Source organism: Falsochrobactrum shanghaiense (genome assembly GCF_003149535.1).
GTDB lineage: Bacteria > Pseudomonadota > Alphaproteobacteria > Rhizobiales > Rhizobiaceae > Brucella > Brucella shanghaiense.
This window is the reverse complement of the sequence record NZ_QGDB01000001.1, coordinates 157,682-182,505: the sequence shown is the minus strand read 5'-3', so window position 1 is coordinate 182,505 and position 24,824 is coordinate 157,682. Positions and strand designations below refer to the sequence as shown.

Below are 24,824 nucleotides of genomic sequence, written 5' to 3'. Positions count from 1 at the left end.
GCGACCGCCAGAACAGAAATCCGCACTTATTTCTATCCAGAAGGAGCTTAACATGGAAGCGGAAGCAGCAAAGTACATCGGCGCCGGTCTCGCCTGTTTCGGTATGGCCGGTACGGCTCTCGGCCTCGGCAACATCTTCGCAAGCTATCTCTCCGGCGCCCTGCGCAACCCATCCGCCGCTGACAGCCAGTTCGGCCGTCTGGTGTTCGGCTTCGCCGTGACGGAAGCTCTGGGCATCTTCTCGCTGCTCATCGCGCTTCTGCTCCTCTTCGCCGTCTAATATAACGGCTGCAAGGAACTGGCCTGCCGCGAAGCGCTTTAATGGGTGCATAAGCGGCTGGCCTTTGCATAAGAGACGTCTGAGTAAGGCATGATCCCGACAAACCGGAGCCGGTTTACGGACAAGGCCATGTCTGATTGAAGGGGAAATCTGGATGTTCGTGTCCACGGCGTTCGCCCAAACCGCCACCGAATCTCAACCGGCCAGCGAGCAAGGCACTGTCCCTGCCACCGGTGAGGTGCACACCGAAACCGGGGTTGCGCAAGAGGCCGGGCACGGCAGCGGCGTATTTCCTCCGTTTGATTCCACCCATTACGCTTCGCAGGTTCTCTGGCTTGCGATCACGTTCGGGCTTTTCTATCTGTTCCTGTCGCGCGTGGTCCTGCCGCGTATCGGCGGCGTGATCGAAAGCCGTCGCGATCGTATCGAGCAGGATCTCGAACAGGCTGCCCGGCTCAAGCAGGATGCGGACAACGCCATCGCTGCCTATGAGCAGGAATTGGCTGCCGCGCGCGCCAAGGCTTCGTCAATCGCCGAAGCTGCCCGCGAAAAAGGCAAGGGCGAAGCCGATGCCGAACGCGCTTCTGCCGAAGCGCAGCTTGAGAAAAAACTCAAGGAAGCCGAAGAGCGCATCGCCGAAATCAAGACCAGGGCCATGAGCGACGTCGGCGCGATCGCCGAGGAAACCGCGGCCTCGATCGTCGAGCAGATTCTCGGAACCAAGGCCGACAAGTCCGCGATCACCGCGGCTGTCAAGGCATCGAACGCCTGAGGAGAAGACAATGGACGCTACATTCTGGGCATTTGTTGCTCTCGTCATCTTCATCGCGATCATCGTTTATATGAAAGTTCCGGCCATGATCGGCCGCTCGCTTGACGAGCGTGCGGACAATATCCGCAAGGAACTGGAAGAAGCGCGTACGCTGCGCGAGGAAGCACAGCAGCTTCTGGCGGAATATCACCGCAAGCGCAAGGAAGCCGAAAAGGAAGCGGGCGACATCGTTGCCAGCGCCGAACGCGAGGCAAAGGCGCTGCTTGAAGACGCCAAGCGCGCGACCGAGGAATATGTCACGCGCCGCAACAAGCTTGCAGAGCAGAAGATCGCGACTGCGGAAGTGGACGCCATCAACGCGGTTCGTTCCTCTGCCGTCGATCTGGCGATTGCCGCAGCCGGCAAGGTCGCTTCCGACAAGATGGACGCAACGCTTGCCAGCAAGCTGTTCAAGGATGCGCTCACACAGGTCAAGTCGAACCTGAACTGACGTGCCCTTATAAGATCACAAAACGCCGCCCATCGGGCGGCGTTTTGCGTTATGGTATTTCAGATATTGAAGCGCCCCTTGATGGGGGAAAAGCTGTAACGATGAATGCCCGGCACAGGACCGTCATTTTCAATGGCGGCACGGTGCTTTGCGGTTCCATATCCGGCGTGAACCTCAAGCCCGTAGAGCGGATGGGCAAGCCCTGCGCGGATCATCATGCGGTCGCGGGTAACTTTCGCGACGATGGAGGCGGCGGCAATGGAAACCGAGCGCTGATCGCCCTTGACCAGTGCCGATCCGGGACAGGGCAGGCCGGGCGGCACGTCGCGACCGTCGATGAGGGCATGGCAAGGCTGGCGGGTAAGGCCGGTAACGGCGCGGCGCATGGCTTCGAGTGCGGCCTTGCGAATATCGCTTTTATCGATGCTGCGCGCGCTCAGGCTGGCGATTGAAACGGTGATGGCTTTGGCAAGGATCGTGTCATAAAGCGTTTCACGCCTCGCCGCCGTAAGCCGCTTGGAATCATCCAGACCTTCGGGAAGATCATTGCCGTCGAAAATCACCGCTGCCGCAACCACCGGCCCCGCCAGCGGGCCGCGACCAGCCTCGTCAATGCCTGCGATATACTGAAGCCCCTGCGCCAGCCGCCGCCGCTCTTCAGAGAAATCGGGGGCGAGCGGAATATCGAAAAGAAGCGGAGAATCAGAAGCGGAGCGGGTCATGGGTGTAATGCTCGCATTGCTTCGGATTCTCCGCAAGGGTTCCTGCCTGAGGATGGCGGCGTGGAGCAGGAAACCCCGATGCGTGAACGAGAAATCACGCGGAAGTGATGGTTACAATTCGCGCCTTTACGAAACGGGATCAAAAAAGCGAAAGCTGTTTGCCGCCCTTTTCGACCGGCGCGAACAGATCGGTGCGCAGCGCCGTGCGTCGCTTGTTGAGGCCCAGCTTGCGCGCCGCGATCTCGAAGCGCCGTCCGATCTGCCATGCATAAGGCCCGGTGCCGCGCATGCGCTTGCCCCATTCCGCGTCATAATCCTTGCCGTCGCGCATGGAACGCACCAGCGACATCACATGGCGATAACGGTCGGGATAGTTGCGCAGCAGCCAGTCCTTGAACAAGGGGGCGACTTCCAGCGGCAGCCGCAGCAACACATAGCCTGCCTCGCGCGCGCCCTGCGCATAGGCCGCGTCGAGAATGCGTTCGATCTCATGATCATTGATGCCCGGAATGACTGGCCCCATCATGACGCTTGTGGGAATGCCCGCATCGTTGAGCTTGCGGATCGCCTGTAGCCGCAGGGTAGGGGTTGCGGCGCGCGGCTCCATGCTGCGGGCAAGCTTCGCGTCGAGCGTGGTGACGGACAGCGCGACCCTTGCCAGCCCTTTTTCGGCCATGCGGCCCAATATATCGATGTCCCGCACCACCAGCGCCGATTTCGTGACGATGCCGACCGGATGATTGGCCGCTTCCAGCACTTCGAGTATCTCGCGCATGATGCGCCATTGCTTCTCGATGGGCTGATAGGGATCGGTATTGGTGCCGATGGCGATGGTTTTGGGCTGATAGCCGGGCTTGGCCAGCTCGCGTTCCAGCAGGCGCGGCGCGTCGGGCTTGGCAAACAGCCGCGCCTCGAAATCCAGCCCCGCCGAAAGCCCCATATAGCTATGGGTGGGCCGGGCGAAACAATAGATGCAGCCATGCTCGCAGCCGCGATAGGGGTTGATCGAGCGGTCGAAGCCGATGTCGGGCGAATCATTGCGGGTGATGATGGTGCGCGGCTTCTCCACCTGCACTTGCGTTTTAAAGGCGGGCAGTTCTTCAAGTGTCGCCCAGCCGTCGTCAAACTCCTGCCGTGTGACTGGCTCGAACCGGCCCGTGGGATTGATGCCCGCACCGCGTCCGCGCCGTCTTGCGTGGTCGATACGCAATCCGGCCTCGCCGATCATCGCATTGGCATATTCCGCCCGGTTCGTTCCGGTCGCGGGTCCGAATGCCACCTTGTCTGCCTGCTGGATGATGTCCATGTCCGATTCTCTCGTTGCTGAATCTATTCCTATCGCAAGGCACAGAACAAATCAAGAACATTTAAATTGCGGACAAAGAAAAAGGCGAAGCCGAAGCTCCGCCTTTGGTCATGTCAGGCAGTTTTACCTGATTAGTTCTGGTAGCTCGAAGGCGATGCATCGCCAAAACGATGCGCCGAGCCGTCGCTGAAACCGGCTTCGCCGATGGATGCAGGCGCGGTGTAATCGACGCCCTGTGCGGCAACCGGCGTACGGTCGTTTGCATAAAGATCGGCTGGTTCGCCGACATATGGGTTTTCAGCGAAAGCGGCACCGGCACTCAGGGCAACAGCAACGGCGGCAAGAGCAAACTTCTTCATTTTTCATCTCCTTGATCGCGTTTCCATCCAAAGTGGAAATCGGCTTGTTGTGGATCGGCGTTTCTTTCTGCCGTCCCGATGCACAAGAGATAGGCTTTCCTTGTCGCCGGGCATAGCCCCGGTTTGGTTCACAGATTGTATGCCATATTGTGAACGATAACCGGCAATATGGATGAAAAAGGCTGGAAGGTGGGAATAAACAGCAGGATCGTTAAACAATAAAGGGCAAAGAATCAGCCCTGGGAGCCTGTCGTCCGGGTGGCGGCGATGAACCAGCCGGGATGTTTCGACCGCAGCGCCATGGCGGCTTGTTCTGCGTCTTCCTGCGTGGCGAAGATCGCAAAGCATGTCGCGCCGGAACCCGACATCTGCGCATGAAGCGCCTGATGGCCGCGCAGCATATCGAGCTTTTGTGCAATATGCGGCGCAAGCGTCAATGCGGCGCCAAGCAGGTCATTGCGGGTGGCGCGCAGATAACGGCACAGGCTTTCGAGAGAATGAAATGCGGGCTGCGGCATTGCGGGATTGTCGCGGCTTTGCAGCGCGCGGAAAACCTCGGGCGTCGAAACGGCGGTGCCGTCATTGACAAGCAGCATCGAGAGCGCGGGCATATGAGCAACCGGGCTCAACTCTTCGCCGATCCCGCGCGCGACAAGCGGCGTGCCGGAGGCCGCGCCATGCAGGCACATGGGCAGATCGGCCCCAAGCGCGAGGCCGAGGGCTGCAAGTTCGTCAAGGCCCAGCCCCAGTTCCCAAAGATCGTTGAGCGCGAGCAGCGTGGCTGCGGCATCGCTTGATCCGCCGCCAATGCCCGACGCGATGGGCAGGTTCTTTTCCAGATGAATGGTGACGGCAGGCAGGACGCGCCCGAATTTTTCGCGCAGCGCATCGCGCGCCTTGAGCACCAGATTGCCACTGTTAAGCGGAACGCCATCCTTATAGCGCCCGCTTACGTAAAACTGGTCTGCTTTGCTCTTTTCAATATGGATCAGGTCGCCGGTATCGGCAAAGGCCACCAGCATGTCGAGCAGATGATAGCCATCATCCCTGCGGCCCGTCACATGGAGCGCCAGATTGATCTTGGCCGGGGCAAGCCGGGTGACGCTCTGCCCATCCATGGCCGCAGCCGGTTTGGCGTCCATAAGAATATTCGTCATCGATGCGAAGCGCGTCAGTCTTTTTTGACGTAATATTCGCCGGTCTTCGGGTCCTGAACCAATGTGCCATGGGCACGGTTCTGCGCTTCTTTTTCGGCCCGCCGCACGCGTTGGGTAACGCGCACCGCCTCGCGCTTGAACGAGCGGTAGCCGTACCAGGCGGCGGCGATGATCAGCAGCAGGAATATGAGCTGGGGCATGGCCTGTGTCCTTCGGCTTGCACATGGCCCCGAATGCCTTTCCGGGATCATGATCTGAAAATTCATGCAAATGGCAATGGATGCCTGTCTGCCTTGACAGCATATCATGGTCAAACCATGAAATTCAAAGCCCGTAACGCGCCCAGAGGGCTTTTTCTTCCGCGACCGACAAAAGACCCGCGCCGATATTGGCCCCCAAGCCCTGATCAAGCGCAAGCTCGACGCCCGGCATCTTGCGGCCCAGCATACTGCGCTTGGGCTCGACCAGCTTGAGTCGCACCTTGCTGCCATAGAGTTTGCGCAGAAAGCTGCGCATATCGCCAAGCCCGTCGATCAGGCCGAGTTCCTTCGCTTTGGTGCCGGTCCAGAACAGGCCGGTAAACAGGTCCGGATCGCTGGCAAGCTTGCTGCCGCGCCGTTCCTGCACCATGTCGATGAAGGTCTGGTGGATTTCCAGTTGCAGGGTCTTGAGCCGGTCAATATCGGCTTCTTTTTCGGGCTGGAACGGATCAAGCGAAACCTTGTTCTGCCCCGCCGTATAGACGCGCCGCTCCACACCGATCTTTTTGAGCAGTTCGGGAAAGCCGAAAGAGGCTGAAACGACGCCGATGGAGCCGACGATTGATGAGGAATCGGCGATGATTTCATCGCCCGCCAGCGCGATCATATAGCCGCCCGATGCGGCTGCATCCTCGACAAAAACAAAGACGCGCTTGTTGTGCTCATCGGCCAGATCGCGAATGCGGCGATAGATCAGCCGCGACTGCACCGGCGAGCCGCCGGGAGAATTGAGCGATATGGCGACCGCTGGTGTTTCCTTGTCGCCAAAGGCTTTTTCCAGCACTTCCGCGCTGCTGGCAAGCGACAGCATCGGTCGCAGCGAGGTGCCGCCGGTCATGATCGCGCCATGCAGGCGTACGACGGGGATCTCGATGAATTTGGGGCGGAAGCGGCGCGGAATGAAGCGGTTTAAAATGCCGAACAAAATGAACTCCGGTTTCAAAAAACATGTTGAAACCAATGTAGGAAGCAATCAGGGCAATAGAAAGAGAAATGCCCGGAAATTATTCCGGGCATTTAAGGATCAGATATTGATCAGGCTTTTTTCGGCCGCGACAACATCCGCAGCATGACATAGCCGCAAATGGCGGAAATCGCCGAACCGGTCAGCACGCCGATCTTGGTTTCCGCCTGAAGCAGATCGGAGTCGAACGACAGCAGGCCGATGAAGATGCTCATGGTGAAGCCGATGCCGCACAGGATCGCAACGCCGTAAAGCTGCGCCCAGCTTGCGCCCAGGGGCTTCTGCGCAAGGCCGGACTTGATCGCAAGCCACGCCGCGCCGAATACGCCAAGCTGCTTGCCGACGAAAAGGCCGAGCATGATGCCCAGCGGCAGCGTATCAAGCATGATGGAAGGCGTCATGCCGGTAAAGGAAATGCCCGCATTGGCAAAGCCGAACAGCGGCACGATGAAGAAAGCGACGGGCTTTGCCAGCGCATGTTCGAGCCTGTGCAGCGGCGAACTCATATCATCGGGTTTTGCCTTTGCGGGTTTGAGCGGGATCATGAGTGCGGTGACGACGCCCGCAACCGTGGCATGAACGCCGGAATTGAGCACGAAGAACCACAGGAATATGCCGCCGATCAGATAGGGCAGCAATTTTGCAACCCCCATACGGTTCATGATGAACAGCACGATTGCCGTGGCAAAGGCCGCGCCCAGATAGCCCATCGACAGTTCCGCCGTATAAAATATGGCGATAATGACGACGGCGGCGAGATCGTCGAGGATGGCAAGCGTGGCGAGAAAGATTTTCAGGCTGGATGGCACCCGCGATCCCAGCAGCGAGAGCACACCCAGCGCAAAGGCGATGTCGGTGGCCGAGGGCACGGCCCAGCCATGCACCTTTTCAGCGTCCTGATAATTGAACGCGACGAAGATGATGGCAGGCAGGATGACGCCGCCTGCGGCTGCGATGCCGGGCAACATGCGGTTGGGCCAGCTTGCAAGCTGGCCGTCGAGAAATTCGCGCTTGATCTCCAGCCCGACCAGGACGAAGAAGATCGCCATCAGCGCGTCATTGATCCAGTGCGCGACGCTGAGCGGCCCGATATAAAGATGCAGGGTCGCAAAATAGGTGTCCGCCAGAGGCGAATTGGCGACGATCAGGGCGAGCGCCGCCGCGATCATGAGAACGATGCCGCCTGCCGATTCGCTATCCAGAAAACGACGCATGACGGATACGGGGCGAGCGGGCTTCGGGCTATAGTTCATTGATCTGCATTGGCTCTTTTCTGGAAGGCTTGGTTAGCCCTCGATTGGCGTGTGGGTGCAGGAATATTGGCTTGATCGCGCCGCTGCAACCAAAATCGGTCAGAAAAGCCCACTCTGTCCGTTATTGATGGCATCCGCGCGCGATGTAAAGCCATTGCCTTCATCCCTGTGCAGGATGAGGGGCGGCATCAGCGTCAGCGCCGCGCGGCTGCCGCGTATGCCGGTAATGACGATGCGGATGGCGGCACTTTGCGCGCGCGGCTGGACGGCCACGATCTTCAATCCGCCGAAGCGTCCCTTGAGGGCATCGAGTATCTGCGCGATGGATGTGGGCCGGGCGATGATGCCGACGCCGCCACCCGGCCTGACGATCGCCGCTGCCGTCCGCAGCCATTGCTCGAACATGCCTTCGGGCATGACATGGGCTTCTGCCTTGAGCGGATCGGGCGTGCTGCGGTCGCGCGGCTCGTTGAAGGGCGGGTTCATGATCGCGAAATCGAAATTATTATCGGCAAGCCCCGCAAAGACGCGCGCCTTGCCGACCAGCGCGACATCCGCTTCGATTATATCGACGCGCCCGGCCAAAGCCTTATTGAGCGGATGGGCGAGGGTCTTGCGGGCAAAGCCCGCCATCAGGGCGGAGCGCTCGACAAGGGCAATGCGCGATTGCGGGCAGCGCGCAGCCACCGCCAGCCCCGCAGCACCCGCGCCGCTGCCAAGATCGGCCAGCCGCCCGGCAAAGCCTTGCGGCACGCTGCTGGCAAGGATCATGGCATCGACCCCGGAACGATGCCCCTTCATGGCGGGCTGGACGAGATGGAACGCCCCGCGATGAAATACATCGAGCGTCTCTTCGATCTCTTCGGGGGCGGATGGATTATTTGCCGACATCGCGTAATTCGTGTCCCAGTCCCGCATCGACCAGATAGGTACGGGCTTCTTCCAGCCTGTCGTCTTCGACCAGAAAGCGCCGCGGCAGGATGCCGAGCGACCCCTCGACGATGCTCATATTGGTATCGGCAATGAAATATCCGATTCCCGCCTCTTTCATCAGGGATTCGGCAACAGACAGCAAAACGGAATCATTTGTGCGCATGAGTTCGATCATCCCGACACTGTGTAACCAATAGACCGCATTGACAACTGCTTCCTTCAATGATGAACAGGCGTCGGAATAATCGGCTTCACAGGTGTTTGAGAGCATATGCGTCTTGAGCAATCCGATCCGGTTAAATAGTGTGGCCCGGTCCGGGATCGGAATCGGTCGATGCATGGTTTACATCTGTGCCGCCATGCACTGAATGCGCTAGCTTCGGAGAAATGATATTGGGTGTCGTGCTGAATCTTGACGGGAAAGAGAAACGGGAAGGATCGGTGCAGCCGCTGGTCGACCTGACGAAGGCCGATATGGGTCGGGTGAACGAGATGATCCTTTCGCGCGCCGGTTCCGACGTCGAAATGATCCCCGAAGTGGCCAATCATCTCATTTCGTCCGGCGGCAAGCGCCTGCGCCCGATGATGACGCTCGCTGCGGCGCGCATGTTCGGCTATGAGGGCGACGGCCATGTGCGCCTCGCAACCGCCGTTGAATTCATGCACACGGCCACATTGCTCCACGATGATGTGGTCGATGAAAGCGACCTGCGGCGCGGCAAAAGCACGGCGCGCATGATCTGGGGCAATCAGGCCAGCGTGCTGGTGGGTGATTTCCTGCTCGGTCAGGCTTTCAAGATGATGGTCGATGTCGGCTCGCTTGCAGCCCTTGACGTTCTGGCGACGTCCGCTTCGGTGATCGCCGAAGGCGAGGTGATGCAGCTTGCCGCCGCCAAGAACATGGAAACCACCGAAGACGAATATCTCGCCGTCATCAAGGCCAAGACCGCAGCGCTTTTTTCGGCTGCTGCCGAAGTGGGGCCGATCATTGCCGATGCGCAGGATTCCGATCGCGCGGCCCTGCGCGATTACGGGCTTTATCTGGGCCTTGCCTTCCAGCTTGTCGATGACGCGCTTGATTATGGCGGCTCGGCGGTGGATCTGGGCAAGAATACCGGCGATGATTTCCGCGAAGGCAAGATCACGCTGCCGGTTATTCTCAGCTATAGCCGCGGCAGCGAAGAAGAACGCGCTTTCTGGAAACATGCCATCGAAGATGGCGCAAGCGATGATGCATCGCTGCAAAAGGCCATCGGACTGATGGCGCGCCATGGTGCGATTGCCGATACGGTGCAGCGTGCGCGCGACTTTGGCGAAATGGCGCGCAATGCCTTGGCGCCGCTTGAGGCGAGCGCTCAGAAAGATGCGCTGGTCGAGGTTATCGATTTCTGCATCAGCCGCGTTAATTAATGTGTTTTCCGCTTTGCCATCCCACAAACGCCATGCTTGGGGTGCCTTGTTCCAGTGGAGGAAAGCGATACTCGCCGGGGTCGCCAAAGGAATAAAACGCAAGAGGAATGGAAGGACAGGCTTTATGCGGCAAGGAACGAAATATCGCTCCATTTACGGTTTGCTGCTCGCGCTTGCGGCGGGGATGGCGCTGCCGGCAGGCGGCGCGCAGGCGAAAACCGCAGCCGAGCCTGCAACGCAGGTGCGCGCGGGTTCTTTCGCCGGGGCCTATCTTGCGGCGCGCACTGCCGAATCCGAGAATGATCTTGGCGCGGCGGTGGATTTCTACCGTCAGGCCATGGCTTTCGATCCGAAAAATGAAACGATCCGGCAGAATCTGCTGCTTGCCCTGCTGACGGAGGGCCAGTTCCAGGACGCCCTGCCGCTGGCGGAAGAACTCAAGAACATCCCCGAAATCGAGCGCTTTTCGCGCGTGGCGCTCGCCATCGACGCTATTTCCCGCAAGCAGTACCGCAAGGTCGGGCCGCTTCTGATGCTTTCGCTGCAATCGGACATGGACATGCTGGCGACATCGCTGATGGCCGCATGGGTCAAGGTCGGGCAGGGCAATCCGAAACAGGCGCTGGCCGATGTGCGCGCCATTCAGGGTCCTGAATGGTATGCGCTGTTTCGCACCTATAATGCCGCTTTGATTGCCGATATTGCCGGTGAGAAGCAAAATGCGCGCAATTTCTACCAGCAGGCCGTCGATGACCGCCCCGGCGGCGGGGCAGCCCCCGACACTTATGAGCGCATCGTCATGGCCTATGCCTCGTTCAAGCTGCGTCAGGGCGACAAGGACGGCGCGGTCAAACTTCTGCGTGAGGCGGAAGAATTGCTCAATGGCCGCATGACCATCACCGAAATGCGCGAGAAGATCGAGGCGGGCGAGAAATTTGGCCGTCTGGTCCAGAGCGCGCAGGACGGGGTGGCCGAAACGCTCTATATGCTGGGCACTGCGATCAATCGCGGCGGCGCGGAGGCTTTCGCCAAGCTTTACTTGCAGATGTCCATGCCGCTGCGTCCCGATTATGATGCGACGCTCTATCAGTTGGGCGATATTTCCGCAAAATTGCGCCAGCCGGAAAAGGCCATCGAATATTACGGCGAGGTGCCTGAAAAATCGCCCTACCGGCGCGATGCGGAAATGCAGCGTGCGCTCAACCTTGCCGATAGCGAGCAGACGGATGAGGCGATCACGCAGCTCAAGACGCTTCTGGAACGCGACAAGACCGACATGCGCACCTATCTGGCGCTGGGCGGCGTCTATGCGCAGGACAAGAATTTTGCAGAAGCGGCCAAGGTCTATGACGCTGCGGTGGAGCAGATCGCGACGCCTGAACGCAAGGATTGGCCGCTGTTTTATCAGCGCGGCATCGCCCATGAACGGCTGAAGGAATGGGATCAGGCGGAACCCAATTTCAAGAAGGCGCTGGAGCTTTATCCCGATCAGCCGCAGGTGCTCAACTATCTGGGCTATTCCTGGGTCGATATGGGCATCAATCTTGATGAAGCGCTCGATATGATCCGCAAGGCGGTCGAACTGCGCCCGCAGGACGGCTATATCGTCGATTCACTGGGCTGGGCCTATTACAAGCTCGGACGCTATGACGATGCCGTGGTCGAGCTGGAAAAAGCGGTGAAGCTGCGCCCGGAAGACCCCACCATCAATGATCATCTGGGCGACGCCTATTGGCGTGCCGACCGGCAGCTTGAAGCGACCTTCCAGTGGAAGCACGCCATTGCAGGCAAGCCGGAGCCGGAAGAACTCGCCAAGATCGAGGAAAAGCTCAAAAAGGGCCTTGAGCTGGAACCCGCGCCGACAAAAGCCGAGGCGGTCAAGCCGGATACGGACTGAACGGGCCGGATAGAGCGGATTCTGTCGCTTGTCGCGGCTCCGCGCTTGACCCTGCGGGGCTGACAAATTAGACCGGGCCATCATTTCAATTACGAGGCCCGCACGGTGTCCAGTTTGTCCAGCACGTTGCCAGCACATATGCATCCCACCCGTTCCTTTCAGGGCTTGATCCTGACGCTCCATAATTACTGGGCGGAACGAGGTTGCGCGATCCTGCAACCTTATGACATGGAAGTGGGCGCGGGGACTTTTCACCCGGCAACCACGCTGCGCTCGCTGGGACCGCGCCCGTGGAAGGCGGCCTATGTGCAGCCTTCGCGCCGCCCGACCGATGGCCGCTATGGCGAAAACCCGAACCGCTTGCAGCATTATTACCAGTATCAGGTGATCCTCAAGCCGTCGCCGCCGGACCTGCAGGAGCTTTATCTCGGCTCGCTCAAGGCCATCGGTCTCGATCCGACGCTGCATGATGTGCGCTTTGTGGAGGATGACTGGGAAAGCCCGACGCTCGGCGCATGGGGCCTTGGCTGGGAATGCTGGTGCGACGGCATGGAAGTCTCGCAGTTCACCTATTTCCAGCAGGTCTGCGGCATTGAATGCTCGCCCGTTTCCGGTGAACTGACCTATGGTCTGGAGCGCCTCGCCATGTATGTGCAGGGCGTGGATAATGTCTATGACCTCAATTTCAACGGGCTGGAAGGCGACGAGAAAGTCACCTATGGCGACGTGTTCCTGCAAGCCGAACAGGAATATTCCCGCTACAATTTCGAGATGGCCGACACCGACATTCTGCACCGTCATTTCGAGGATGCCGAACGCGAATGCGAAGCCATCCTGAAAGCGGGAAGCACAGGCGAGGCATCACTGCATAAATGCGTCCTGCCCGCCTATGACCAGTGCATCAAGGCATCTCACGTCTTCAACCTGATGGATGCGCGCGGCGTGATCTCGGTGACGGAGCGCCAGAGCTATATTCTGCGTGTGCGCAACCTCGCGCGCCAGTGCGGCGAGGCGTTTCTGCTGACCGCTGCCGGTGGTTTTAATTTTAAACCGTCCGCCCGCAGCGAAGCGAGGACGGACAAAGTAAATAATGTGCATGCGGAAGGCGTACGCTGATGCCTGATTTGTTGCTCGAACTTTTCTCCGAGGAAATTCCGGCTCAGCCGTCCGCCCGCAGCGAAGCGAGGACGGACAAAGTAGATAATGTGCATGCGGAAGGCGTACGCTGATGCCTGATTTGTTGCTCGAACTTTTCTCCGAAGAGATTCCCGCTCGCATGCAGCGCAGGGCTGCGGGCGATCTCAAAAAGATGATCACCGATGGTCTGGTCGATGCTGGCCTCACCTATGAAGCGGCGACCGCCTACTGGACGCCGCGTCGTCTCGCGCTCGATATTCGCGGCCTGACGGTGCGCTCGAAGGATGTGCATGAAGACATCAAAGGCCCGTCGGTCTCGGCCCCCGAACAGGCGATTGCCGGTTTTCTGCGCAAGGCGGGATTGAGCGATGTTTCGCAGGCCCATGTGCATTCCGATCCCAAAAAGGGTGATTTCTACGTCGCCCATCTGACGAAACCGGGCCGGGCTGCGGAAGAGATTATCGCGGAACTGGTGCCGCAGACCATCCGCAATTTCCCGTGGCCGAAATCCATGCGCTGGGGTGCCGCTTCCGCAAGGCCGGGCAGCTTGCGCTGGGTGCGTCCGCTGCAATCCATCCTGTGCACCTTCGGTCCCGAAACCGAAGAAACCGTGGTCGTCGATTTCGATGTCGATGGCATAAGGTCGGGCAATGTCACCTATGGGCATCGTTTCCTGAGCGACGGCGAGCCGATCAAAATCCGCCGCTTCGATGATTATATCGCAAAGCTTGAAAAAGCTTTTGTCGTGCTCGATGCCGAGCGCCGCAAGGAAATGATCGCGCAGGATGCGCGCAATCTGGCTTTTGCGTCGGGCCTTGAAATGGTCGAGGACGAGGGCCTGCTGGAAGAGGTTTCCGGCCTTGTCGAATGGCCGGTGGTGCTGATGGGCGAATTCGAGGAAGAATTCCTTGAAATCCCGCCGGAGGTCATTCGCCTGACCATCCGCGCCAACCAGAAATGCTTCGTCACCCGCAAGCAGGGTGAGGCGGAAGCGCTTTCCAACAAATTCATTCTGGTGTCGAATATCGCCGCGCGCGATGGCGGCACGGAAATCGCCTATGGCAATGGCAAGGTCGTGCGTGCGCGCCTTTCGGATGCGCTCTATTTCTGGCACTCCGATCAGGGCGATCTGCCCGATCTCGACAAGCTTTCCGCTTCGGCAGAAAAATTCAGCCTCGATCTGAAAAAGCCGCTCGACCAGCGCATGGCCCGTCTGGACGCATTGAACGTCACCTTCCATGCCAAGCTTGGCACGCAGGGCGCGCGCGTTGAACGCATTCGTTTGCTTGCAGAGCAGATCGCGCCGCTGGTCGGTGCCGATCCAAAACTTGCCGCGCGCGCTGCCGTGCTTGCCAAGGCCGATCTGCAAACCGCAGTCGTGGGTGAATTCCCCGAACTTCAGGGCGCGATGGGCCGCAAATATGCAAGCCTTCAGGGCGAAGACGAAGCGGTGGCGGCAGCGCTTGAAGAACATTACAAGCCGCAAGGCCCGTCTGATTTTGTGCCAAAAAATCCGGTTTCGGTTGCAGTCGCGCTGGCCGACAAGCTCGACACGCTGGTCGGTTTCTGGGCCATTGACGAAAAGCCGACCGGCTCGAAAGACCCCTATGCGCTGCGTCGTGCGGCACTTGGTGTCATTCGGCTGTTGCTGGAAAATGATGTTCGAATTGGGCTTGTCGAAATTTGCACCAAGGCGATGGACAATCATGCCCAGCTTTCGGACAAGGCGAAGCGTGAAGCAATTATCGCCGATCTCCTCTCCTTCCTGCATGACCGTTTCAAGGTCTATCTGAAAGACGAGGGCGCGCGTTATGACGCCATCGATGCTGTGCTTTCACCCGAGGCCGACAATCTGCTGCTGGCCGCGCGCCGCCTTGAGGCGCTGATCGTCTTCATCAATGAGGAAGACGGCAAGAATCTTCTGGCCGGCACCAAGCGCGCCGCCAATATTCTCGCCGCCGAAGAAAAGAAGGGCACCAGAATTGCGCAAAGCGTTGATGTTTCTTTGCTGAAACTCGATGAGGAAAAGGCGCTGTTTGAAGCTTCAACTCTGGCCTCCAAAGAGACTGAGGCAGCAATCGCGCAGGAAGATTTCCACGGCGCCATGCTGGCGCTCGCCCGGTTGCGCGGCCCGGTTGACAGTTTCTTTGAGCAGGTGCTGGTCAATGACGAGGATGAGAATATCCGCGCCAACCGGCTGGCATTGCTGGCGCAAATTCGCGAAGCCACCGGCAAGGTGGCTGATTTCTCGAAAATCGCAGGTTAGGACAGAAGGTTTTGGCGCGGATTCTGGAATTTGATGACAATGCTATCGCGCCCGCAGTGGAGATATTGCGCCGCGGCGGGCTTGTCGCAATTCCCACTGAAACCGTCTATGGCCTTGCAGCCGATGCATCGCATGGCGAGGGTGTGGCAGGTATTTTTGCCGCCAAGGGCCGTCCGCAATTCAATCCGCTCATCGCCCATGTCGCCAGCATCGATATGGCCGAACGCTATGTGACCTTCGATCCTCTCTCGCGCAAGCTGGCCGAACGCTTCTGGCCGGGGCCGCTGACCCTCGTGCTGCCGCTTAAAAAGCAGCAGGACACAGACCGGCCCATTCATCCGCTGGTGACGGCAGGGCTGGATACATTGGCCATCCGTATGCCGCATGGCCGCGTGCGCGATGTTATAAAGCGCCTCGACAGCCCGGTCGCTGCCCCCAGCGCCAACCGGTCGGGCCGCATCAGCCCGACAAGCGCTCAAGCCGTGGCGGGTGATCTGGGCGAAAAAATCGATATGATTCTGGATGGTGGTGCCTGCGGCGTCGGCGTGGAATCGACCATTGTGCGGGTCGAAGGCGAGAGCGTGCGCCTGCTGCGCCCCGGCGGACTGGCGGCGGAAGAGATCGAAGCGGAAATCGGCAGAAAACTCGAACGCCTTCCCCACACTGCCGCCATTCAGGCGCCGGGCATGATGGCTTCGCATTATGCGCCAAATGCGCTGATGCGGCTTGATGCGAGCGAGGTTATGCCGGGAGAAGCCCTGCTGGCTTTTGGTCCCGCTCGCGCACGAAATGCCGATGGAGCCACGGCGCAGCTTAATCTGAGCGCAACCGGCAATCTGCGCGAGGCGGCGAGCAATCTTTTCGATTACATGCGCAAACTTGACGCGACGGGTGCAAAGTCCATCGCCGTCGAACCTGTTCCTTTTGACGGTCTCGGCGAGGCCATCAATGATCGTCTGAAACGCGCGGCGGCCCCGCGCGAATAACATTCTCAAGAGAAGCACATGCTGGACCAAACACTGATTGAACGTTTTAGCGCCATCGTGGGCGAAAAGAACGCGCTGACCGCGCCGGACGATATTGCCCCCTATCTCATCGAGCAGCGCGATCTTTATCAGGGCCGCTCGGCTCTGGTCCTGCGCCCCGGCTCGACGCAGGAAGTTTCGGCGATCATGAAGCTGGCCAGCGAGACGAAAACGCCGGTGGTGCCGCAGGGCGGCAATACCGGCCTTGTCGGCGCGCAGACGCCCGATGAAAGCGGCGCGGCAATCGTGCTGGCCCTTGGCCGTATGAACAAGATCCGCAATCTCGATCCGGTCGGCAATCTGGTGACGGTCGAGGCGGGCGTCATTTTGAAGAATTTGCAGGATGAGGCGGAAAAATCAGAGCGGCTGTTTCCGCTTTCGCTCGGCGCTGAAGGATCCTGCCAGATCGGCGGCAATCTCGGCTCCAATGCTGGCGGTACGGCGGTGCTGGCCTATGGCAATATGCGCGAGCTTTGCCTTGGCCTCGAAGTGGTGCTGCCGACCGGCGAAATCCTCGATGATCTTCGTTATGTGAAGAAGGACAATACCGGCTACGACCTCAAAGACCTGTTCATCGGCTCGGAAGGCACGCTCGGCGTTATTACGGCGGCGGTGCTGAAAATCTTCCCCCAGCCCAAGGGCAAGGGCGTGGCCTATGCGGGGCTGAAAAGCCCTGAAGATGCGCTGCGCCTGTTCCAGCTTGCCACCGAACATGCAGGCCCGTCGCTGACGGGGTTTGAACTCATGCCGCGCATCGGCGTGGAATTTACGGTTGCCCATGTCGATGGCGTGCGCGATCCGCTCGAAAGCCCGCATGAATGGTATGTGCTGATCGATATTTCGTCGTCGCGCTCGGAAGAAGATGCCCGCACCACGCTCGAAACCATTCTGACGGAAGCGTTCGAGAGCGACATCATTCAGGACGCGGCCATTGCCGAAAGCGTGGCGCAGGCGCAATCCTTCTGGAAAATGCGCGAGGAAATGTCCTGGGCGCAAAAGCCGGAAGGCGGCTCGATCAAGCACGATATTTCCGTGCCGGTGGCCTCGATCCCCGCCTTCATCCATGAAGCGGATGAGGCCGTGCTGGAAATGATCCCCGGCGCGCGCATCGTCTGCTTCGGCCATATTGGCGATGGCAACCTGCACTATAATATCACGCAGCCGGTGGGCGCGGATAAGGAAGCCTTCCTTGCGCGCTGGCATGATATGAACCACCGCGTTCACGAGATCGTTGCACGCTTCGGCGGCTCCATCTCGGCAGAGCATGGTATTGGCGCTCTCAAGCGCGATGAACTGGCGCATTTCAAGTCGGGCGTAGCACTTGATCTGATGCGCCGCATCAAATCGGCCTTCGATCCGGCGGGCATCATGAACCCCGGCAAGGTGCTGTAGTTCAAGCCAAATACAATTTTCAAGGGCGGGCGAGTGATCGCCCGCTTTTGGGAAACATGTTTTAGTAAACACAAATTTAGAAGCATTGCCGAATTCTTACACCCGGTTGCAATCTGATAACCAAATGAAAAAGCAGTAAAAAGTTAACCCAACTCGTTAAGGCGACCGGTAAGGATCAGCGCCTATTCTCTGTCTCGACAAGGGCGAAAAAACAGCCCGCAGCCGCAAAGACGGCTTGATAAACAGAGAGACAGAGGCGTTGAAAATGATGAGCAAGGGACTGAGAAAGCCGGAATGGGCGGGCCGTGAATTGCGGCTTGATCCGTTTCACTTCCCGCAGGTCGTAACCTATGCCGCCGATGACGGACAGGCTGATGTAACCTTTACGATCAACGAGCGCGGCGCGGTCATCCGGCAGGTGCTGCCTTCGAGCGGCCTGCCCATGTCGCTTGCCTTGCCGATCAATGCCTTCAAAGGCGTCGCGGCGCGCGCGGTGGAAGACGAATATGGCGAAATCACCGTCACGCTGGAACTGATGCATGAGGATGCCGACCTCTCCGTGCCGCTGCTTGTGGCGCATGACCTGACCGATGTTGCCGCCGACTGGCGCGCATGGGCGCAGGCTTTCAATCTGCCGATGTTGCTGGTGGAAGAAGACGGCATTGCCCGCCCGCTTTATGAAAGCACCGGCCCCGTGCGCACGAAAGAGCCGCAGGCCCGCCGTCAGGGGCAGGAACCGCGCCGTCGCCGCCCGCGCTTTCTCGCCCGCCGCAAGACCGGCACGCTGGGCGTGCGCATGGTGATCGAAGGCCGGGAAATCATCGCCAGAAACTGACGAAAAAGGCCCCGGATGTTTTACCGCATCCGGGTTTATTTCTTGCGCGCAAAGAAATTCATTATTGCCTCGCGCGCTTCGTTCGATGCGAGTTGTGCGCCAAAATGACGGGCTTCGCGCGCAATGCGTTCTGCGACAGGTTCGGCTGGCATGCGCATCAGGGCGCGCGCGATCCGCATGGCCTCTGGCGGCTTCGACGCGATTTCATCTGCGGCCTTCATCACTTCCGCTTCAAGTTCTCCGCTTTCCACGATCCTATAGACCAGCCCCGCTTCCTGTGCCGCCTGCGCATCAAAGCCATGGCTCAGCGCCAGCAGCGCAAAGGCTTTCTGATGGCCCAACAAGGACGGGGCAAGCAGGCTGGAGGCGGCTTCCGGTACAAGGCCGAGATCGACGAAGGGCGTGCGAAACAATGCGTGGCTTGTCGCAAATGTCAGGTCGCAATGCAGATGAATGGTGGTGCCGATGCCGATGGCCAGCCCATCGACGCCGGAAATAATGGGCTTTCCGGCTTCCGAGAGTGCTGCAAGAAAATCGAGGATTTCCGGCCCCATATTGCCATCCGATGCAGCAGCCATGAAATCCTGCATGTCATTTCCCGCCGAAAAAGCGCCCGGCACACCCAAGAACACATGCACCCGAATGGTGTCGTCTGCATCGCCGCTTCTGAGCGCCTCGGCCATGGCGGCATACATGGCGCGGGTGATGGCGTTCTTTTTCTCGGGCCGGTTGAGGCGGATAAGCTGCGCTGCGCCTTTACGCTCAATCAGGATATGTTCGGTCATGGTCACGTCTCCAGCAGGGATTTTGCAGCCGCAAGGCTGGATGCGCCGCTGATGACGGTGTCTTTCAGGGAAGAGGTTTCCGCCAGCATGTTCTCGGCATAGAAACGGCAGAGGGTGGCGCGTCCGCCATCATTGTTGCCAAATGCAGTGCGCGCAAGATAGCCGCCGCCTGCGACAAGCGACAGCAGGCGCAGATAGGGCGTGGCCCCGGCCAGCGCTTCTTCCGTGCGGCCTTCCGCAACGCATTTTTGCAGAAAGCTTGTTGCCTCGCGCGCCTGCGTGATTGCCAAGGCGAGACGGCTTCCCGTCTCGCCCAGTTCCGCGCGCTTGGAAGCCGAAGCCTCGTCGGCCTCCTGCTGCAATTCATCGAGAAAGCCCGCCACATGCGCGCCATCTGCAAGCGGCAATTTGCGCATCACCAGATCGATGGCCTGAATACCGTTGGTGCCTTCATAGATCGGCGTAATACGCGCATCGCGCAAAAGCTGTGCCGCGCCGGTTTCTTCGATGAAGCCCATGCCGCCATGCACCTGCACGCCGAGCGAGGCGACCTCGACGCCCGCATCGGTGGCAAAACTCTTGGCAAGCGGCGTGAGCAGCCCGGCGCGATCCGCCCAGAATTGGGCCTCTGCGCCTTCGCTGGCACGGCTCATATCGATGGCATGGGCGCAGGCATAGGTGATGGAACGCGCCACCTGCGTCAGCGCCTTCATGGTCAAAAGCATACGCTGCACATCGGGGTGCTCGATGATGGGACTCATCGTTTCCTTTGCCCCGGCCGCGCGGCCCTGCTTGCGCTCTTTCGCATAGGCGAGCGCCTGCTGGAAGGCTGCTTCCGCAACGCCCACGCCCTGAATGCCGACAAGCAGGCGCGCATTGTTCATCATGGTGAACATGCAGGCCAACCCGCGATTTTCCTCGCCGATCAGATAGCCGACCGCACCCGCCTCCGCGCCTTTCACAAAACCGTCGCCATAGATCATGGTGCAGGTGGGGGAGGCGTGGATGCCCATCTTGTGCTCAAGGCCGGAGCAGAAAACATCGTTGCGCCGGCCGGGCGAGCCATCCTTATTGACGAGAAATTTCGGGACCAGAAACAGCGAAATGCCCCGGGTTCCGGCAGGAGCATCGGGCAGGCGCGCCAGCACCAGATGCACGATATTCTCGCTCAGATCATGCTCGCCATAGGTAATGAAGATTTTCTGGCCGAAGATGCGATATGTGCCGTCATCATGGCGCTCGGCACGCGTGCGCAAGGCACCAAGATCAGACCCCGCCTGCGGCTCGGTCAGGTTCATCGTGCCCATCCATTCACCGGAAATGAGCTTTTCAAGGTAAATATCCTTGAGCTCTTTTGTGGCGTGTTTTTCGAGTGCCTCGACCGCGCCCATGGTGAGCGTGGGCGCAATCGCAAAGGCCAGCGAGCCGGAATTCCACATCTCGCTGACAGCCACCGACAGCATCACGGGCAGGCCCTGTCCGCCATATTCGGGCGATCCGGTCAGTGCATTCCAGCCGCCTTCGATCCAGTCGCGGTAAAGCTCTTTCCAGCCCGGCGTGGTGGTGACGACGCCGTTTTCGAGCGTTGCGCCCTCACGGTCGCCGACACTGCGCAGCGGTTCGATGCGCTCGGCGGCAAATTTGCCTGCCTCTTCAAGAATGGCCAGCGCCAGATCGGCGGAGAAATCGGGAAAACGCTTTTCGGCGAGTGCTTTTTCAAGACCCGCGACCTGCATCAAGGTGTGGAAAATGTCGGAAACCGGCGCGCGATACATGCTTTCTCCTCCCGTTTTCTGGTCCGTACCCAGTGCCAGGGCATGGAATGAATGACAGGAACTGGCCACTCATTACGTAAACGTCAATATTTTTCATGCTTGTGCAAGCATTATTATTGCGACACCGATGAAATAGTTGAAGCGGGCGCATCATAGTTTAACGAAATTTTTTCAGCGTTGTGATAGATTGCGCCACGGCTCGGAGGGGGACTTGATCATGCCGCTTGTCTCGTTTTTTCTAACGGTTCATTTGACGGTCGCATGTCTTTTCGTGCTGACATTCGCATTTGTGTCTGTTCAGGAACGCGGCCATCGGGCACCGCGCTGGTTCACCCTCGCTTTCTTCAGCTCTGCCACTATGCCGCTTCTGGGCTTCTGGATACCCACGGCACCCCATCCCCATCTGATCAATCTGGCCTCCTTTGCCGCCCTGATGACGGCCTTGACATCGGTCATGATCGGCCTGTGCAGGATTTACAAGCAGACACCGAACTGGCTCTTGCTCGGATTGCTCTTTGCAGCGGCGCTCACCGGCAATGCATTGTTTGCGGAACTTCCGCGGACATCGCTGCCATCCCGTCTTGTCTATCAGCTTCCGCTCTGCCTGATCGAACTGCTGGTCATCGGGGTTATCTACCGCTCCGGCATGCCGCGCTTGCTGGACAAACTGCTGATGGTGCTGGCGATTATCTGTTTTTGCCATTTTGCATCGAAAATATTCGTGGTCGTCTGGCCCGGCGTGGATGTGCGCCCGCAAGACCAGAGCGGCCGGATACCGGTGCTGCTTTCGCTTGTGGTCGGGCTGATTATCCATGTCGCCATGGGGCTGCTTTTGCTGCTGCGGACATTGTCGCGGCTGGTGGGCGATGCCAGCGAGCAGTCCGAGATCGATGCGCTGTCGCAAATCTATAACCGGCGCGGTTTTGACCGCCACGTCTCGCGCGTGCTGGCGCGCAACATTCCCGATGCATCCTATGCGGTGATCATGAGCGATCTCGATCATTTCAAGCGCGTCAATGACACTTATGGCCATGATGGCGGCGATCGCGTCATTGCCGCCTTCGGGGGATTGCTCAAGGCGCATCTGCCAAAATCGGCCGTCGCCGCGCGCATGGGCGGGGAGGAATTCATCGCCTTCCTGCCCGATACCGATATTGTCGGTGCGCATGGGCTGGCCCAGACGCTATGCACCGCAATGGCCGCGCCCGGCTTTACCGATACGAAGGCAGGTTTAAAACCAACGGCGAGTTTCGGCGTTGCCGGGCAGATTCCCGGCGAAAGCCTGTATGAAACCATGCGCCGCGCCGATGGCGCGCTTTATGAAGCCAAGAAGGCGGGGCGCAACCGCGTTCACATGGCAGATGATCAACTAGCGGATTTCTCGCGCTCGACGGCTCTCCAGCCAATGTCGGAGCGATAAAAACCTTCCGGCCAGTCGATTTTGCGGATCGTCTCGTAAGCCTTGGCCTGCGCTTGCGACACGCTTCTGGCAACGGCGGTGACATTGAGCACGCGACCGCCATTGGCGACAAGCTGGCCGTCTTTTTGCGCGGTGCCTGCGTGAAAGACCTTGACCCCGTCAACATCTTCGAGCGCTTCAAGGCCGGAAATGACGCTGCCTTTCTTCACATCGGTGGGATAGCCCGGTGCCGCCATCACGACGGTGAGGGCCGGTTCATCCTTCCAGTCGAGTGAAACCTCATCGAGCCTGCCATCGACGGCGGCATTGATGATTTCCAGCAGGTCGCTTTCAAGACGCATCATCAGCACCTGGCATTCCGGATCGCCAAAGCGCGTATTATATTCGATGAGTTTGGGGCCGTCTTTCGTGATCATCAGTCCGGCAAACAGCACGCCCGAAAAGGGCGCGCCGATCTCGCTCATGCCGCACATCGTGGGTTCGATGAGTTCGCGCATGGTGCGTTCGACCATCTGTGCCGTCATGACCGGGGCCGGTGCATAGGCACCCATGCCGCCCGTATTGACGCCGGTATCGCCATCGCCCACGCGCTTGTGGTCCTGCGCTGAGCCAAGCGGCAGAGCGGTCTTGCCGTCGCAGATGCAAAAGAAGCTTGCTTCCTCGCCATCGAGGAATTCTTCCACCACCACTTCCGCACCGGCAGAGCCGAACGCGCCCTCGAAACAGGCATCCACCGCATTGAGCGCTTCATCGAGTGTCATGGCCACCACCACGCCCTTGCCTGCGGCAAGGCCATCGGCCTTCACCACGATGGGCGCACCCTGCTGGCGAATATAGGCTTTGGCCTTGGGCGCATTGTTGAAGCGGCCATAGGCTCCGGTGGGAATATCGAAGCGGGCGCAAAGATCCTTGGTGAAGCCCTTGGAGCCTTCAAGCTGGGCTGCGGCCTTTGAGGGGCCGAAGATGCGGATATTCTGCGCGCGAAGATCATCGGCAAGACCGGCAACGAGCGGCGCTTCCGGCCCCACGATGACCAGATCGATCACCTTTTCCTTGCAAAAGGCGATCACGGCCTGATGATCGCTGACGTCGAGCGAGACAAGCTCGGCCAGTTCCGCAATGCCCGGATTGCCGGGCGCGCAATAAAGTTTGGAAAGCAAGGGCGAGGCCGTCAGTTTCCATGCCAGCGCGTGCTCGCGGCCGCCCGAACCGATCAACAGGACTTTCATGCCTTGCTCCCTGCGCGTGATGTCAGTAAACATTTATATAACTTGGCTCTCTATTGCCCATCGCCCGTGCGGGCAAGGGTGGGTGCGCGTTTTTTTCATGGAAAGCGGGCAGAGCCGGATCATTTTCAGGAAAGCAGACGTCATGCAGCAATCTCGTCCCGGTATCGAGGGCAATTCGAATATCCAGTCGCGCGATACGCGCGGACGGGTCAAGGATGCCCCTTCCGGCCATTGGGTCTATCGTGTCTTGCCGGAAATGCTCTGGCCCTATGCGCAGCTTGCGCGCTGGGATCGCCCCATCGGCTGGCAGCTTCTGCTCTGGCCCTGCTGGTGGTCGGCAGCGCTGGTTGCCGGTGCGGGCGCAAGGCCCGGCGACGACATAATGTCGGTCATGCCTTCGCTGTGGCATCTTGTGCTGTTTTTCATCGGGGCGGTGGCCATGCGCGGCGCAGGTTGCACCTATAATGATCTGGTCGATCAGGATATTGACGATCAGGTGGACCGCACCCGTTCGCGCCCGCTGCCTTCGGGGCAGGTGACGCGCGCGCAGGCCAAGCTCTTTCTGGTCATCCAGTCGCTGGTCGGCCTTGCGGTCGTGCTGCAATTCAACTGGTTTACGATTGCGCTCGGCATGGTCTCGCTGCTGGTTGTCGCAGCCTATCCTTTCATGAAGCGCATCACCGACTGGCCGCAATTCGTGCTGGGTATGGCTTTTTCCTGGGGTGCGCTGATGGGCTGGGCGGGGGTGGAAGGCTCGCTCGCGCTGCCTCCGGTGCTGCTTTATATCGGCGCGATCCTGTGGACCATCGGCTATGACACGATCTACGCGCATCAGGACAAGGAAGACGACGCGCTGGTGGGCGTGCGCTCGACGGCGCGGCTGTTTGGCAAGCACACAAAAACCGCGCTGCTGGTGCTTTATGGCGGGGCACTGGCCTTCTTTGCCGGGGCTTTTGCGGTCGCTCAGGTGCCGATGCCAGCCTTGGCGGGCCTGCTGGCGGCAGGCGCGCATATGTATCGCCAGATTCTGGTGCTCGACATCGACAATCCCGACCAGTGCCTGCGGCTTTTCAAGTCCAACAGCTTTGTCGGCCTGCTGGTCTTCCTCGGCCTCGTGCTGGGAAGCCTCTGGGCCGTGGTCAAGCCGTTGCTATGAT

Annotated in this window: 24 protein-coding genes; 12 read left to right on the top strand and 12 right to left on the bottom strand. The window is 59.4% G+C overall.

The window, feature by feature from the left end; all coding sequences use genetic code 11:
* Nucleotides 1-52 precede the first annotated feature (52 nt).
* The 3 genes from DKP76_RS00925 to DKP76_RS00915 all read left to right on the top strand — a co-directional run bounded on the left by DKP76_RS00925 (nucleotide 53) and on the right by DKP76_RS00915 (nucleotide 1,542).
* Nucleotides 53-280 carry a F0F1 ATP synthase subunit C gene (locus tag DKP76_RS00925; protein ID WP_109704553.1) on the top strand — a complete coding sequence of 76 codons (228 nt, stop codon included), beginning with the start codon at nucleotides 53-55 and terminating at the stop codon, nucleotides 278-280.
* A gap of 154 nt (nucleotides 281-434) precedes the next feature.
* Entirely contained in the window at nucleotides 435-1,052 is a 618-nt protein-coding gene (locus DKP76_RS00920) for a F0F1 ATP synthase subunit B (RefSeq protein WP_109704552.1), read from the top strand.
* A 10-nt stretch (nucleotides 1,053-1,062) separates the two neighbouring features.
* Nucleotides 1,063-1,542 (top strand): F0F1 ATP synthase subunit B, encoded by a 480-nt coding sequence (locus DKP76_RS00915; RefSeq protein WP_109704551.1) that lies wholly within the window; start codon nucleotides 1,063-1,065, stop codon nucleotides 1,540-1,542.
* Between the two features lie 59 nt (nucleotides 1,543-1,601).
* Here DKP76_RS00915 and DKP76_RS00910 read toward each other — a convergent pair whose 3' ends face one another.
* From DKP76_RS00910 to DKP76_RS00870, 9 genes are all read right to left on the bottom strand, one after another.
* Nucleotides 1,602-2,264, bottom strand: a complete 663-nt coding sequence (locus DKP76_RS00910) for a ribonuclease HII (RefSeq protein WP_109704550.1) — start codon at nucleotides 2,262-2,264, stop codon at nucleotides 1,602-1,604.
* Nucleotides 2,265-2,403: 139 nt separating this feature from the next.
* Complete coding sequence (locus DKP76_RS00905; RefSeq protein WP_109704549.1) at nucleotides 2,404-3,570, bottom strand: PA0069 family radical SAM protein; 1,167 nt, start codon at nucleotides 3,568-3,570, stop codon at nucleotides 2,404-2,406.
* Nucleotides 3,571-3,701: 131 nt separating this feature from the next.
* Complete coding sequence (locus tag DKP76_RS00900) at nucleotides 3,702-3,929, bottom strand: hypothetical protein (RefSeq protein WP_109704548.1); 228 nt, start codon at nucleotides 3,927-3,929, stop codon at nucleotides 3,702-3,704.
* A 233-nt stretch (nucleotides 3,930-4,162) separates the two neighbouring features.
* Nucleotides 4,163-5,086 carry a 4-(cytidine 5'-diphospho)-2-C-methyl-D-erythritol kinase gene (locus tag DKP76_RS00895; protein ID WP_425349354.1) on the bottom strand — a complete coding sequence of 308 codons (924 nt, stop codon included), beginning with the start codon at nucleotides 5,084-5,086 and terminating at the stop codon, nucleotides 4,163-4,165.
* Between the two features lie 14 nt (nucleotides 5,087-5,100).
* Nucleotides 5,101-5,286: a membrane protein gene (locus tag DKP76_RS00890; RefSeq protein WP_024896122.1), complete on the bottom strand. Its 186-nt coding sequence runs from the start codon at nucleotides 5,284-5,286 to the stop codon at nucleotides 5,101-5,103.
* Nucleotides 5,287-5,410: 124 nt separating this feature from the next.
* Entirely contained in the window at nucleotides 5,411-6,271 is an 861-nt protein-coding gene (locus DKP76_RS00885) for a S49 family peptidase (RefSeq protein ID WP_109704547.1), read from the bottom strand.
* Between the two features lie 110 nt (nucleotides 6,272-6,381).
* Nucleotides 6,382-7,563 (bottom strand): Na+/H+ antiporter NhaA, encoded by a 1,182-nt coding sequence (gene nhaA, locus DKP76_RS00880; protein ID WP_109704546.1) that lies wholly within the window; start codon nucleotides 7,561-7,563, stop codon nucleotides 6,382-6,384.
* A gap of 99 nt (nucleotides 7,564-7,662) precedes the next feature.
* Entirely contained in the window at nucleotides 7,663-8,454 is a 792-nt protein-coding gene (locus tag DKP76_RS00875; protein WP_109704545.1) for a tRNA1(Val) (adenine(37)-N6)-methyltransferase, read from the bottom strand.
* Nucleotides 8,441-8,671 (bottom strand): putative signal transducing protein, encoded by a 231-nt coding sequence (locus tag DKP76_RS00870; protein WP_109705112.1) that lies wholly within the window; start codon nucleotides 8,669-8,671, stop codon nucleotides 8,441-8,443. The genes DKP76_RS00875 and DKP76_RS00870 overlap by 14 nt, the downstream gene beginning before the upstream one ends.
* 218 nt (nucleotides 8,672-8,889) lie before the next feature.
* Between DKP76_RS00870 and DKP76_RS00865 the strand changes: the two genes are divergently transcribed.
* The 7 genes from DKP76_RS00865 (at nucleotide 8,890) to DKP76_RS00830 (ending at nucleotide 18,458) form a co-directional block, all read left to right on the top strand.
* The gene (locus DKP76_RS00865) at nucleotides 8,890-9,906 is read left to right on the top strand and encodes a polyprenyl synthetase family protein (RefSeq protein ID WP_109705111.1); all 1,017 of its coding nucleotides are present in this window, start codon (nucleotides 8,890-8,892) and stop codon (nucleotides 9,904-9,906) included.
* A gap of 124 nt (nucleotides 9,907-10,030) precedes the next feature.
* Entirely contained in the window at nucleotides 10,031-11,803 is a 1,773-nt protein-coding gene (locus DKP76_RS00860) for a tetratricopeptide repeat protein (protein WP_109704544.1), read from the top strand.
* A gap of 138 nt (nucleotides 11,804-11,941) precedes the next feature.
* Complete coding sequence (locus tag DKP76_RS00855; RefSeq protein ID WP_245410129.1) at nucleotides 11,942-12,919, top strand: glycine--tRNA ligase subunit alpha; 978 nt, start codon at nucleotides 11,942-11,944, stop codon at nucleotides 12,917-12,919.
* 112 nt (nucleotides 12,920-13,031) lie between these two features.
* On the top strand, nucleotides 13,032-15,206 hold the full coding sequence (gene glyS, locus DKP76_RS00850; RefSeq protein WP_109704543.1) for a glycine--tRNA ligase subunit beta: 2,175 nt from the start codon (nucleotides 13,032-13,034) through the stop codon (nucleotides 15,204-15,206).
* Nucleotides 15,207-15,217: 11 nt separating this feature from the next.
* Entirely contained in the window at nucleotides 15,218-16,192 is a 975-nt protein-coding gene (locus DKP76_RS00845) for an L-threonylcarbamoyladenylate synthase (RefSeq protein ID WP_109704542.1), read from the top strand.
* Between the two features lie 18 nt (nucleotides 16,193-16,210).
* Nucleotides 16,211-17,623, top strand: a complete 1,413-nt coding sequence (locus DKP76_RS00840; RefSeq protein WP_109704541.1) for an FAD-binding oxidoreductase — start codon at nucleotides 16,211-16,213, stop codon at nucleotides 17,621-17,623.
* Between the two features lie 265 nt (nucleotides 17,624-17,888).
* Entirely contained in the window at nucleotides 17,889-18,458 is a 570-nt protein-coding gene (locus tag DKP76_RS00830) for a DUF6101 family protein (RefSeq protein WP_109704540.1), read from the top strand.
* Nucleotides 18,459-18,493: 35 nt separating this feature from the next.
* On the opposite strand, the gene DKP76_RS00825 is transcribed toward DKP76_RS00830, so the two are convergent.
* Nucleotides 18,494-19,243 (bottom strand): crotonase/enoyl-CoA hydratase family protein, encoded by a 750-nt coding sequence (locus DKP76_RS00825; RefSeq protein ID WP_109704539.1) that lies wholly within the window; start codon nucleotides 19,241-19,243, stop codon nucleotides 18,494-18,496.
* A 2-nt stretch (nucleotides 19,244-19,245) separates the two neighbouring features.
* Nucleotides 19,246-21,018: an acyl-CoA dehydrogenase family protein gene (locus tag DKP76_RS00820; protein WP_109704538.1), complete on the bottom strand. Its 1,773-nt coding sequence runs from the start codon at nucleotides 21,016-21,018 to the stop codon at nucleotides 19,246-19,248.
* Nucleotides 21,019-21,235: 217 nt separating this feature from the next.
* Here DKP76_RS00820 and DKP76_RS00815 point away from each other — a divergent pair, with 217 nt between their 5' ends.
* Nucleotides 21,236-22,438, top strand: coding sequence for a GGDEF domain-containing protein (locus DKP76_RS00815; protein WP_109705110.1), 1,203 nt, complete (start codon nucleotides 21,236-21,238; stop codon nucleotides 22,436-22,438).
* On the opposite strand, the gene purD is transcribed toward DKP76_RS00815, so the two are convergent.
* Nucleotides 22,384-23,667, bottom strand: a complete 1,284-nt coding sequence (gene purD / locus DKP76_RS00810) for a phosphoribosylamine--glycine ligase (RefSeq protein ID WP_109704537.1) — start codon at nucleotides 23,665-23,667, stop codon at nucleotides 22,384-22,386. The two genes, DKP76_RS00815 and purD, sit on opposite strands and share 55 nt — an antisense overlap.
* 142 nt (nucleotides 23,668-23,809) lie before the next feature.
* Between purD and ubiA the strand changes: the two genes are divergently transcribed.
* On the top strand, nucleotides 23,810-24,823 hold the full coding sequence (gene ubiA / locus DKP76_RS00805) for a 4-hydroxybenzoate octaprenyltransferase (RefSeq protein WP_109705109.1): 1,014 nt from the start codon (nucleotides 23,810-23,812) through the stop codon (nucleotides 24,821-24,823).
* Nucleotide 24,824: the final 1 nt, after the last annotated feature.